Source organism: Glaciecola sp. 2405UD65-10, assembly GCF_048820975.1.
Classification (GTDB): domain Bacteria; phylum Pseudomonadota; class Gammaproteobacteria; order Enterobacterales; family Alteromonadaceae; genus Glaciecola.
In genome coordinates, this window is record NZ_JBMEUF010000001.1 from 1962175 (window position 1) to 1974472 (window position 12298).

Sequence of the window (12298 nt, forward strand, 5' to 3'; positions counted from 1 at the left end):
ACGTGAATTGAATTGGTAACATATGAATGTAAAAGACGTATTTTGACGGTAAATTTAGGAGGCTAAATATGCGTGAATCTTGGCGATGGTTTGGACCAAATGACCCTGTTTCAATAAAAGACATTAAGCAAACAGGCGCTACTGATATTGTAAGTGCGCTGCACAGTATACCCACCGGCCAAACTTGGCCCATTGAAGATATTCGCGCTCACCAAGCCTTAATAGAAAAAGACAGAAATGGCAACAGCGGTTTAATATGGAGCGTGGTAGAAAGTATTCCCGTTCATGAAGATATAAAACTAGCCCGCTCTGGCCATCAACAATATGTAGATAGCTGGATAAGTTCAATGGAGAACTTAGCAAAGTGCGGCATTAAAACTATTTGCTATAACTTTATGCCGGTCATTGATTGGACCCGCACTGATTTGCAATACAAGTTGCCGAATGGCGCTTACGCACTTCGCTTTGACCAACAAAAATTTGCTGCCTTTGATTTATTTATTCTTGAGCGAGAAAATGCCGAACTGGAGTATACCTCGGCTGAAATAGTGGAGGCCAGAGTCACATTTGAAGCAATGTCAAACAATGAGAAAACCCAACTCACCCAGAACATCATAGCTGGGTTACCCGGCAAAATGACCGACGCCTACAGCATTGGCGATTTTCGTACCATGCTTGCAAACTATAAAGGCGTATCAAGTAATGATTTACGTCAAAACTTATTTTCATTTTTATCGCAAGTACTTCCTAAGGCTGAGGCATTAGGCGTAAAGCTAGCCATTCATCCTGATGATCCTCCTCGCGACATGCTTGGGCTTCCCCGTATTATTTGCACAGCGGCCGATTTAGATATTTTGTTTGAAGCACTACCTAGCCCATCAAATGGAATAACGCTTTGCGTAGGGACATACAGCAGTAGACCTGACAACGACCTTCCCGCAATGGCAAAACAATTTGGCTCGCGTATTCACTTCTCGCATTTAAGAGGTGTATCTAGAGACCCTTCTGAACAGCGTTCATTTTATGAAGCCAGCCATTTAGATAGTGATATTGACATGATTGCGGTTATTAAAGCGCTGTTAGATGAAGAGAGCGTACGCAAGCAAAATAATAATACTGAAGGTGAGATTTTTATACGACCCGATCATGGCCATCAGATGATGGATGACATAGGTAAAACGGTAAACCCAGGCTATTCAGGTATAGGAAGAATGAAAGGCTTAGCAGAAATTCGAGGAGTGATCAGAGCGCTAAGCGCTGATTTGAGCAAATATTAATTTGCACTTTAGATGGTAATAACAATTTATCGACAAGGCTGTACTTATGATGCAAGTAGAAGGAACTGATACACCCAAAAAAGGGCTTAAACAAAAAATAGCGCAATGCTTGGCACTATTTCTGCCGGGTATATTTTTGTTAGGCTTTAATATTGGAACGGGTAGCGTAACTGCAATGGCCAAGGCTGGCGCTGATTATGGCATGACCTTACTGTGGACTATTGTTGCCTCGTGTTTATGTACCTTCTTCATGGTTAACCTTTATGGCCGCTACACTTTAGTAACAGGTGAAACTGCTCTGCAAGCATTTAGAAAACATATTCATCCGGCTGTGGGCATATTTTTTCTTGTTGCGCTAACTACAGGAGTATGCGGAAGTGTAATGGGCGTAATGGGGATTGTGGCTGATATATGCTACGAATGGTCTAAAACGGTGGTTGAAGATGGAATTGCTCCCATTTACTTTGCCGTGTTTTTTGTATCATTGGTTTATTACATTTTCTTTAATGGCAAAACTGAATTTTTTGAACGCAGCCTTGCTGTAATAGTGGCGGTTATGTCAGCCTGCTTTTTAATTAACTTCTTTATAATGATGCCACCGCCCATGAGCATTTTACAAGGGCTAATTCCTAGCATTCCGCCAGTAGACACTCAAGCAAATAAAGGCCCATTTTTAGTTATTGCATCGATGATCGGAACAACGGTTTTCTCAGGCTTATTTATTATTAGAACAACTCTGGTTAAAGAAGCCGGATGGACTTTAGCCGACTATACCAAACAACGAAATGACGCGATATTTTCGGTTGCGTTAATGTTTGTTATAAGCGCTTCAATTATGGCAGCTGCAGCTGGAACCTTGCATGCTGAAGGAATTGGATTGACAAAAGCGTCGCAAATGATAGGTATATTAGAGCCTTTAGCCGGAAGCTTAGCTACATCAATATTTGCATTTGGCCTTATTGCTGCAGGGGTATCTTCCCAATTTCCCAATATACTCATGTTGCCATGGTTAATATGTGACTATACGGGCCAGAAGCGTGATATGACCCTGACTAAATATCGAGTAATAGTCTTATTAATATCGTTGCTAGGATTAGTAGTGCCTATTTTTGAAGCGCGCCCGGTGATAGTCATGATTGTATCTCAAGCGTTTAACGCGGTAATTCTGCCGGTGACGGTAGCCTGCATCTTTTATTTGGCGAATAGAAAAGACCTTATGAAGTCACATAAAAATACAATATTGGCAAATATAATATTGGCCTTTATTTTTATATTTTCAGTGTTTACTTCAATTACGGGGATTAAAGGTGTTTGGCAAATGCTAGCTATTTAGGAAAATGGTGCATATGAGTAAACAACTTACTCATATGCAATCTAATGAATTAATCAGAATTAGAAATGATTAACATTCTTATGAGTACAATGTACCCCACGATTAGTACAACTAAGGGAAAAAAATATTCCATTAAACAAACCTTTTATTATTTATTTTATTATTAAGTAAATGTTAATTATATTTACAATACGCCAAATTCTTGGCGTTCCTTAGTGTACATATTTGACGTATAAATGCAAATCGTGAATTTTAGGCGCAAAATGTTTATATACTTTAGCATAATCACAACATAAGCGAGCTCAAAAAACATGCGTTTTATGCTTAAAAGGATCTATAAGTTCTTGCGATATTAATGCGTATAAGCGCTCTTATTTTCGCGGCTTCCTTGATGGTTGATATAGCTATATCTTGTACGGTAAGGACGAACAAGCAATATCCCCTCAGCAATAGCATTCAACTCTAGTGTTAAGTCGTATTTGTGATGAGCGCCATTTAATTTATTGCCGCATGCTACAAATACGGTATTGGCTAACGGTACTAGTTTTGCACCGCTAGCGCGCATAGTATATGTGTCTAATTAATCTACTTTAATAGTGAATGAGTATTGATAGTCTCGCCATGGTAATGTGTACTTAAATAATGGTGGTGTCATCCAAGAATCTGTTCCAGCAACGCCACGCTGCTTGAAATCTATGTTCACGTAGGCATTGTCTTTTAATGCAATATCGTGCGTATGAGAACCTGTTTTTTGTAAGGTATCGTAATCAAGAATATCCCGGTATTCAGCATTAAAACCAATAGTCGGTGCACCTGTAAAAGTAATTGCTGGGCTTTTGACTTTATTGGTGGAGAAGCTTACCGAAAAAACATCTGAGCGGTGACCGTTTTCTTGTGGCCTCACGTAGTCATGCCCCAGTTCCTTAATCGGCATTTTATACTGGCCGAAAAATGCCGATAATTTACGATCCCAATAGTTTTCAAACGGCCCCCTGCCAAACCATTCTGCCGCATTATAATTGGCATGTAGTTGAAAGCGGTGGCCTATCCGCGGCAAAGCGGCTTGAAAACGATGAGGCGCCGCTAAAAACCACACCGTTACGTCTAGTGCGCCGCTATTATCGAGCGTATATCTTGTGCGATAGCGGCTTTCAACACTCTCTAAATAATGTTCGGTAGTAACTGTGTAAGCCGTGTTATCCGCATGTGATTTAATTGACAGCAGCTTTGCATGTGCGCTTGCATCTAACCAAACAGCACTTTTTTTAGGAAAACCCTCACCAAAGTCGTTATCGGTAGGCGCTCTCCAAAACCATGGAACAATTGGCGACGCTAAAACTGCAAATTCATCTTTCTTTATTTGACTTAGCCAGCCTGTGCTTGTATCAAAAGAAAAACGGGTATTATTGACGCTTAAAAGCCATTCGTCCTCATTCTTAATTAGCGATGGGTTTTGCGTTTCTGAGCGTGTTACTTGAGCGAGCTCTTGGTAAGGATACGACAACTGAACCGCCGCAACTTCATGACCTTTACTAAGTGCTAATGAGGCTTCTTTAAGCTTAAATTTTAGATTTAAATGGTAGCGTACACCCGCTATTAATGTACTTTTGACCGGCACAATTAGCTGTTCTGAATTACGAGCTTCAGTGGAAAGCTGAGAATTGACGCCACTTTCAACCATCACGCCGTCAGCTAGCAGTTCCCAGCGAAGTGCAACGTCGCCTAAATTTGTAAAAAACCGCCTATTTTCAAGCAATATTATATGCTCATTAGGTGAAACAAAGGTTGCTGTAATATCTTGATAAACATGTTTTACTTCATATGCATGTGGGTGTGGTTTTCGGTTTGCATCAAGTAAGCCATTTGCAGAAAAGTTACCGTCATGGTATTGACCTTCAGGTTCAAAATCTCCGCCGTAGCCTTGAAATTCTAGTCCGGATTCTGTGTGCGTAGTAATAGTTTGATCTACCCAATCCCAGATAAAACCTCCTTGCAATGCTTGATGCTGCCTGATCAATTCCCAATATTCATTGAGGTTACCAACAGAGTTACCCATTGCATGCTCGTACTCACACAATATCATTGGGCGGTCGCTACCAATTTCAACAAAACTTTTCATTAAATCTATCGACGCATACATTTGTGCATACATGTCCGTGTGCGCTCGAAGTTGAGCTTGTTCTGACATAACAGGGAGTGATGTACGTTTTTTTAGCCAGGTATACAAATGTTCAATATTGGGACCATCACCACTTTCATTGCCTAACGATAGCATGACTACAGAAGCGCTGTTTTTACTACCTTCATACATATTACGAATGCGGTCTTCATATGCCGCTGTCCATGATGACATATTAACCATGTGTTTTTTGGGGTCGTAGCTGTGCCCTTGATTTGCAGCGCCTATTCCATGGGACTCAATGTTTGCTTCATCAACCACATATAAACCTAGCTCATCAGCAAGCGCATACCACATAGGATGGTTCGGATAATGCGCATTTCTTACTGAATTGATGTTCAAAGACTTCATTAGCATGATATCTTTGCGCATTGACGCTTCTGAAATTACGTGCCCGCTAATGGGGTCATGTTCATGTCGATTCACACCTTTAAATAACACGGCTTTGCCGTTTATGAGAATATTTTTATTTTTTAATTCACTCGTTCTAAAACCAGACCGCAGCCACACTGATTGCTCAACTTTTCCAAATGAATTTAGTAACTGAATAAGAGTGGGATATAAATGAGGTGTTTCGTGTGTCCAAAACTTTATGTTATTGAGCTCAGTTAAATCAAAGTTAGCGCCCCACTGATTACCACCCTGAGTAACTGCAGCGGTTTGCTTCACAACTACCACGCCATTTTGGTCAAACAGAGTAATTGCTACGCGAGCTTTTTGAGGCGCTTTGCCCGTTACTGCTACAGAGGCTTCAAATTGACCTCGCTTGTAATCTGCAGTTAGCGTTGCGCGGGTATCAATATCTTGAATACGCGTAGTAGGTGTACGATATAAATACACATCTCTTTCTATACCACTTAAACGCCACATATCTTGCAGTTCTAAATAGCTGCCATCTGACCAACGATATACTTCTAGTGCCATTACATTTTGGCCAGCCCTTACCACCTCGCTAACATCAAATTCAGCCGCTGTTTTACTGTCTTGTGAGTAGCCAACATAATGGCCATTAACCCATAATTTAAAAGCCGATTTTACCCCACCAAAGTGTGCAATAACGGTATTTTGCGACCAATCGTCCGGAAGCTCAAAATGCTTTATATACCGACCTGTTGTATTAGTAGCATGAGGAATATCACCTATTTCTACTGTGCTATTTTCTGGTATAAAATCGGCCCTCATATTGACATAATTGGGATAGCCATATCCATTTAATGACCAATTACCAGGCACGGCAATAGTCCCCCAATCTTTGCTGTCGTAATTCTCAGTATGAAAATTTCTGGGACCAGAAAAAGGTGAGTCAGACAAACTAAATGACCATTCACCATTTAACTGTAAATAGTCATCGCTTTCCCAAGGTGTGTGTGCAAACCCGCTTTGATCTGCGATATGCGGATAAAAATGCGAACGAGCAGGTAGCCTATTTTGACTAACTATGGTTGGGTCTTCCCACAATTCACGATCAGCATTATGTTTAATAGTTTGCGCATTAACAAAGCTAATACCTGCCAAAAGTATGTAAAGCAAAAAAATTCGATTTAAAGAGTATTGCAGCGACGGCATAGCACACCTTTTTATATATTATTTATCATATAATATATCGTTAAAAAAATTGTGATGCTACACTTGTGTTAAAAAATAGTGTTTTAAGTAAATTGTTTTAACATTACCAATGATAGGTAAGGCTTGACGCGATATGTTAATTTGGTTTGCTGTATTGTGTAATTGCACTTAGTAAAAAGCACAATAAAAATTATTTTATTAATATAATATCAAGAGGTTACATAAATGCATTTTAAAAAATTTGGCGCTTTTATTTCAATTTTACTGCTAGCAGGCTGCGCGGGAGAAATTCCTACATTAGGAGTGGCAACAGGTAAATTAATGCAATGCCCTGACAAACCAAACTGCGTTAATAGCCAAGAGACTAACGAAGAGCACTCTATTGCGCCAATCGTTGGATATAACACTCAAGCAGATACTAAGCAGCAGCTTATAGATATACTCAACAATACAAGTAATGCTGAAATTAAAGAAGTAAAAGATGATTATATTAGAGCAGAATTTGTATCCAAAGTATTTCGTTTTGTAGACGATGTTGAGTTTTATTTTCCAAAAACAGACTCACAAGAAGTCATCATTCATGTACGCTCAGCCTCTAGAGTTGGACATTCTGACTTAGGTGTAAATAGAGACCGAATAGAAGAAATTCGTAGTCAAATGTAAGCTTAGTAGTTTGATTTGAGCACTCAATAAACGCGTCGTTCTTTAAAAACAAGCGTTTAACACAAAATAACCGGCCGATAGCTATAACACCTTGTTATAGTGAACCAAATTAGTCAAATTGTGGTAAACACCTGTATACATTAAGTAAATTACTATTGTTTGATGCTACTTTCCAAGTGTGAAGCGTTTATCAGCGTCTCTTAGTAAATAAAGAGCAAAACATGCCGCCCACATTGGCCAAGCCGCAAAAAATAGCAAGTGGTTGAATGCGTCGATGTATTGAGAAAATGACGATAGTGTTGACCCACCATGAAGTAAAAAGATTAACCCATAGGTAAATCGCTTGGCAATACCGGCAACGAAAGCCAGAACTAATGCCAGTTGTAGCGCACCTAAAATATATACCGCTACTTCTGGCACACCGCCAATTGAGTAGAAATGTTCAAATATTTTGGCACTGTGGCCTGGGTTAACAAATTTATCTAATGTCCATACAAACATAACAATGAAAACAGAAACACGAAGGGCAAGTAAAGCCCAGCTCAGGCGGTTAGATATGTCGTTGGGTTGTTGAGGTTGCATTATAACTCCTATTTATTTATGTAACCCAATAGAACGAGCTTTACCTTATTAACTTTCAAAAGTTTTCATAAAGATTAAAGAGGCTGCTCATGAAATATTTTCGATTGGGTGTCGGTCTTGTCGAGTACGCAAATTTGTAAGGTGAAAAAAATGAGAAATAATTTTGGGCTGGCTATTAGTGCACTTGCGCTTTCTGTTAGCGATGGGCTTTTGGCTCAACAAGTGGATTCACTTGGCGGCACTGATAAGCCTGAAACCCCAAGTATAGAAGTAGTCAAAGTAACAGGGAACACGCAAGCACTTGACCCACGAAATCCGCAAAACAATACGCTCAATGGTATTTTTGGTTCGGGTTTATCACTAACCAATACACCCCGTTCGGCAACGTCATTACCTGCTGATGTAATAGAAGCTTTAAATATAAACACCTTACACGATATTGTTAAAGCGGCGCCCAATGCATATGCATCTAGCGGCTTCGGTACACCTAGTTTACCCAGTATACGCGGGCAACTAGGCGAATTATTTCAAGATGGCATTCGTCGCCAATCAGGTAATAACGGTTTTGGTTTACCGGTTTCCTTCAACAGTGTTGAACAAATAGATGTAGTAAAGGGCCCATCACCAGTACTTTTTGGAAGTACGCAGCGAAACGGTGGCTTTGTGAATCTGCAAACCAAAACCGCGCCTACCATAGGTAGCAAGGGAAAACTTACCCTTCGAGCAGGTCGTTGGGACCAATACTCAGCCCAGTTAGATTATGGCTCAGCTATAGAAGAAGGTGAAAGCGGTTTACGAATAAGTGCCAAATGGTTAAACCACGGAAGCTTTTACGACTACGCTGAACGTGAAAGTAAAAACTTGTTTATTACTTACAGATACACCCCAAGCACTGAAACCACTTGGGACATTAGCGCAGAATATTACGATGCGCAATATCCTGACATAGCGGGTATTAACCGCCCTACGCAAAACCTGATCGACAACAACATTTATATAACAGGGCAAGGCGTTCAGCCCAGCGGGAGCACTGTTCCAGGAGCGGGAGCACTTATTTCACCCACGGGAGAAGTCGTTATTCCGCGAAGCTCAGTGTATACACATCCAGATGATATAAACGGCGCAGAAACAACCGTATTACGCAGTAACGTCACCCATCAATATTCAAATGCAGTAGTGCTTCGAAACATCACGTATTATCAGCATCTTACTCGCGAAGAAATTGCTCAAAACAGCTTTGTTGAAATAATTGATGGTGCAAATACTTTTGAGAATCGCACCGAGTTAGACCTGCAATGGAATAATAATCAAACCACCACCTTCGGCTTGGCATTGCGTTACAACGATGTGTTAGGTTACAGCCAGTTTACCACCGAGGCCGATAGCCCCGTTGATTTGACTGGCCCTTTGAGTAATCGTGAAATTCCTTTAACTGAAGCCCAGCAAGTACGTTTAATTGAGCTTCGCCCGGGTGTATTTGTGTCGCCGGGCGGCCAGTACGATTTAAATAATGACGGTTTAGGTGACTACAATTTATCTGACACCACCGACTCAAGCACATTTCAAACAGGATTAGCCATTCAGCAACGCTCGCAGTGGACAGAATCGTTTTCAACCATAGCGGGCGTAAGGCTTGACTATTACGATGTTGAAGCACGTGATCCACTTGCTCCTGAAGGCCAAGTCAGAGCCTCGGATACTTATAATGACACGCTTCAAAGTGCGCAGCTTAGCGCGATTTACAGCCTTACGGAATCCATTAACGTTTATGCTGCATGGTCAAAAAATGATGCCACGTCAAACAGTATGGCCGGGGGCACTACTCTTAGCGGCACGAACGAAATTAGCGCGGCTAACTTTGCGACTGAAAATACGCTATACGAAGTAGGCCTTAAATACGCGCCTGATAACAATTGGTACGGTGAAGCCTCGGTTTTTCACCAAACTCGGAGTTTACGAAACCGCGATGGAAGCAACAGCGGCGTGAAAACAAAAGGGGCTGAGCTACAATTGTTTTATCAAGGTGATGACGTATGGCTTAATGCTGCTTACAGCTACCTTGACGCGCGCTTTGATGATTCGGCCGCATTTCAAGATACCGCAGTTGTAGCTGATGCTTTTGATAATAGCCGCTTAGATATTATAAACGGTAATGGTGTGGGCTCGCCCTCTTTTGCTGCATTTGCGCCTTCAAATTCTAAAGTACAAGGTATTCCCTCGCAAATTGTGTCGTTAAATGCCAATTGGCAACTTACCCACTACATGCAAGTAGGTGCATCTGCACTCTATACAAAGTCATTCCCACTGGATTTTTTACAAACCGTATTAATTCGTGATCAAATCAACATTGATGTTAATGCCAGTTATCAAGTTTCCGATGACATGCGCTTACGCGTTGATGTGCTTAATATTACTGACGAACAAAATTGGCAGCCTGTATTTGAAGGCGGATATTTTGGCGCAACCTTGGCTATGCCTAATGTTCCACGTCATATTCAGTTAACCATGCAATACGCGTTTTAAGCGCAATTAAGGAAATATTTATGTTTAAGAAAATTGCACTTGTAGCCGTATTGGTTGCTGCCATTTTTAGCTTTTTTTATTTTAATTTAAACACATACCTAACACTTGAAGGTATGAAAGGTTCGCTTGATACCTTTACCCAACAAATTGAACAAAACCCAATAGTGAGTATTGGCGTTTTCTTCGCTGTATATGTGGCGGTTACGGCTTTGTCGTTGCCTGGTGCAGCAATTCTGACGCTGGCAGCTGGCGCCTTATTCGGCCTAACGCAGGGCTTTATTATTGTATCTTTTGCTTCTAGCGTAGGTGCTACGCTGGCCTTTTTAGTGGCACGTTTTATATTGCGTGACACGGTAAGAAAGCGCTTTAGTGAGAAACTCAAAAAGATTGATGAAGGCGTTGAAAAGCAAGGTGCATTTTACTTATTTACCTTGCGTTTGGTGCCAGTGTTTCCGTTTTTCCTAATTAACATGCTGATGGGCTTAACATCAATTAAAACGTGGACTTTTTACTGGGTAAGCCAGCTAGGAATGTTAGCCGGTACCGTGGTATATGTAAACGCGGGTACACAACTTGCGCAAATAGAAAGTTTGTCAGGGATTGTGTCACCGGGGCTTATTTTTTCGTTTATTTTACTGGGTATATTCCCATGGATTGCTAAAGCCATAGTTGCATTTTTTGAACGCCGCCGAGTGTATAAAGGATATAAAAAGCCGGCCAAATTTGATAGGAACCTTATTGTAATTGGCGCTGGCGCAGGTGGCTTAGTTACTAGCTATATTGCTGCGGCGGTGAAAGCGAAAGTTACTTTAGTTGAAGCCGGAGAAATGGGCGGTGACTGTTTAAATTATGGTTGTGTACCAAGTAAAGCTATTATTAAGTCAGCTAAAGTGGCAAACCAAATGCGCAATGCAGAAAATTACGGTTTGGACAACGTTGAACCTAGCATGTCTTTTAAAACTGTGATGCAAAGAGTACACAATGTAATTGCCACAATTGCACCCGTAGACAGCGTAGAGCGTTACACTAGTTTGGGCGTAGATGTGGTAAAAGGTTACGCTAAAATTATTGACCCATGGACCGTTGAAATTAAGCAAAATGATGGCGGCACGCAAATACTTACTACCAAAAGCATTGTAGTGGCCACTGGCGCAAGCCCTTTTGTGCCCTCATTACCGGGAATTGAACAAAGCGGTTATGTAACATCAGATACTTTATGGAGCCGATTTGCGGAACTTGATGAAACCCCCAAACGCATGATTGTATTAGGTGGTGGTCCCATTGGCTGTGAATTAGCACAAGCATTTGCGCGTTTAGGCAGTAAGGTGACGCAAGTTGAACGCTCAAGCCACCTAATGGGCCGAGAAGATAAAGAAGTGGCTGAGTTTGCAGAATCGGTGCTTCATGACAGCGGCGTAAATGTGTTAACAAGCCATGATGCACTTCGTTTTGAAAATAACAACGGCGTTAAAACGTTAATTGTTGAGCACAATGGTAACGAACAGGCAATAGAGTACGATGAAGTCATTGTTGCGGTAGGCCGTAAGGCACGTCTTAACGGTTTTGGATTAGAAGAATTAGGCGTTCGATTTGATCGCACCATAGAAACCGACGAGTATCTACAAACCTTAATGCCAAATATTTTTGCAGCAGGTGATGTAGTGGGGCCGTATCAGTTTACGCACGTTGCCTCTCATCATGCATGGTACGCTGCAGTTAACGCCTTATTTGGCGTATTCAAAAAGTTTAAGGTAGATTACCGTGTTATTCCATGGACTACCTTTATTGATCCAGAAGTAGCGCGAGTGGGTCTAAATGAGACCGACGCATCTGAAAAAGGCATAGATGTTGAGGTAACCCGTTATGAATTTGAAGAGCTTGATAGGGCTATTGCAGAAAGTGCCAGAAAAGGCTTTATTAAAGTGCTAACACCGCCAGGAAAAGATAAAATTTTAGGCGTGACCATAGTGTCTGAGCACGCCGGTGATTTGCTAGCTGAGTTTGTTTTAGCCATGAAACACGACTTGGGCCTTAACAAGATACTGGGGACTATTCATGCATATCCCACATGGGCTGAGGGCGCAAAGGCAACAGCGGGTGCATGGAAACGCGCAAATCAACCAGAAAAATTATTAAGTTTTGTGGAGAAATTTCACACTTGGCGTCGTGGATAAG

Annotated in this window: 8 protein-coding genes; 5 read left to right on the forward strand and 3 right to left on the reverse strand. The window is 41.2% G+C overall.

Features of this window, described 5'->3' with window-relative positions; genetic code table 11:
• The first annotated feature begins 68 nt into the window (after positions 1-68).
• Together uxuA and ACOI22_RS08835 are read left to right on the forward strand one after the other, a co-directional pair.
• Positions 69-1277 carry a mannonate dehydratase gene (uxuA, locus tag ACOI22_RS08830; RefSeq protein ID WP_420671658.1) on the forward strand — a complete coding sequence of 403 codons (1209 nt, stop codon included), beginning with the start codon at positions 69-71 and terminating at the stop codon, positions 1275-1277.
• Between the two features lie 46 nt (positions 1278-1323).
• On the forward strand, positions 1324-2610 hold the full coding sequence (locus ACOI22_RS08835; protein ID WP_420671659.1) for an Nramp family divalent metal transporter: 1287 nt from the start codon (positions 1324-1326) through the stop codon (positions 2608-2610).
• A gap of 352 nt (positions 2611-2962) precedes the next feature.
• Here the strand turns inward: ACOI22_RS08835 and ACOI22_RS08840 are convergent, their stop codons facing one another.
• Positions 2963-3175, reverse strand: coding sequence for a hypothetical protein (locus ACOI22_RS08840; RefSeq protein ID WP_420671660.1), 213 nt, complete (start codon positions 3173-3175; stop codon positions 2963-2965).
• 15 nt (positions 3176-3190) lie between these two features.
• Positions 3191-6355, reverse strand: a complete 3165-nt coding sequence (locus ACOI22_RS08845) for a glycoside hydrolase family 2 TIM barrel-domain containing protein (protein ID WP_420671661.1) — start codon at positions 6353-6355, stop codon at positions 3191-3193.
• Positions 6356-6580: 225 nt separating this feature from the next.
• Between ACOI22_RS08845 and ACOI22_RS08850 the strand changes: the two genes are divergently transcribed.
• Positions 6581-7018 (forward strand): DUF1499 domain-containing protein, encoded by a 438-nt coding sequence (locus ACOI22_RS08850; RefSeq protein ID WP_420671662.1) that lies wholly within the window; start codon positions 6581-6583, stop codon positions 7016-7018.
• Between the two features lie 165 nt (positions 7019-7183).
• Here ACOI22_RS08850 and ACOI22_RS08855 read toward each other — a convergent pair whose 3' ends face one another.
• Positions 7184-7600, reverse strand: coding sequence for a hypothetical protein (locus tag ACOI22_RS08855; RefSeq protein WP_420671663.1), 417 nt, complete (start codon positions 7598-7600; stop codon positions 7184-7186).
• A 150-nt stretch (positions 7601-7750) separates the two neighbouring features.
• Between ACOI22_RS08855 and ACOI22_RS08860 the strand changes: the two genes are divergently transcribed.
• A complete protein-coding gene (locus ACOI22_RS08860; RefSeq protein ID WP_420671664.1) occupies positions 7751-10123 on the forward strand; it encodes a TonB-dependent receptor in 2373 nt (790 codons plus the stop codon).
• 20 nt (positions 10124-10143) lie between these two features.
• Positions 10144-12297 carry an FAD-dependent oxidoreductase gene (locus tag ACOI22_RS08865; RefSeq protein WP_420671665.1) on the forward strand — a complete coding sequence of 718 codons (2154 nt, stop codon included), beginning with the start codon at positions 10144-10146 and terminating at the stop codon, positions 12295-12297.
• Position 12298 lies beyond the last annotated feature (1 nt).

What these genes read in the sequence shown, in the direction of transcription:
- uxuA (WP_420671658.1), top strand. Translation starts at nt 69, where the DNA reads ATGCGTGAATCTTGGCGATGGTTTGGACCAAATGACCCTGTTTCAATA.
- ACOI22_RS08835 (WP_420671659.1), top strand. Translation starts at nt 1,324, where the DNA reads ATGATGCAAGTAGAAGGAACTGATACACCCAAAAAAGGGCTTAAACAA.
- ACOI22_RS08840 (WP_420671660.1), bottom strand. Translation starts at nt 3,175, where the DNA reads ATGCGCGCTAGCGGTGCAAAACTAGTACCGTTAGCCAATACCGTATTT.
- ACOI22_RS08845 (WP_420671661.1), bottom strand. Translation starts at nt 6,355, where the DNA reads ATGCCGTCGCTGCAATACTCTTTAAATCGAATTTTTTTGCTTTACATA.
- ACOI22_RS08850 (WP_420671662.1), top strand. Translation starts at nt 6,581, where the DNA reads ATGCATTTTAAAAAATTTGGCGCTTTTATTTCAATTTTACTGCTAGCA.
- ACOI22_RS08855 (WP_420671663.1), bottom strand. Translation starts at nt 7,600, where the DNA reads ATGCAACCTCAACAACCCAACGACATATCTAACCGCCTGAGCTGGGCT.
- ACOI22_RS08860 (WP_420671664.1), top strand. Translation starts at nt 7,751, where the DNA reads ATGAGAAATAATTTTGGGCTGGCTATTAGTGCACTTGCGCTTTCTGTT.
- ACOI22_RS08865 (WP_420671665.1), top strand. Translation starts at nt 10,144, where the DNA reads ATGTTTAAGAAAATTGCACTTGTAGCCGTATTGGTTGCTGCCATTTTT.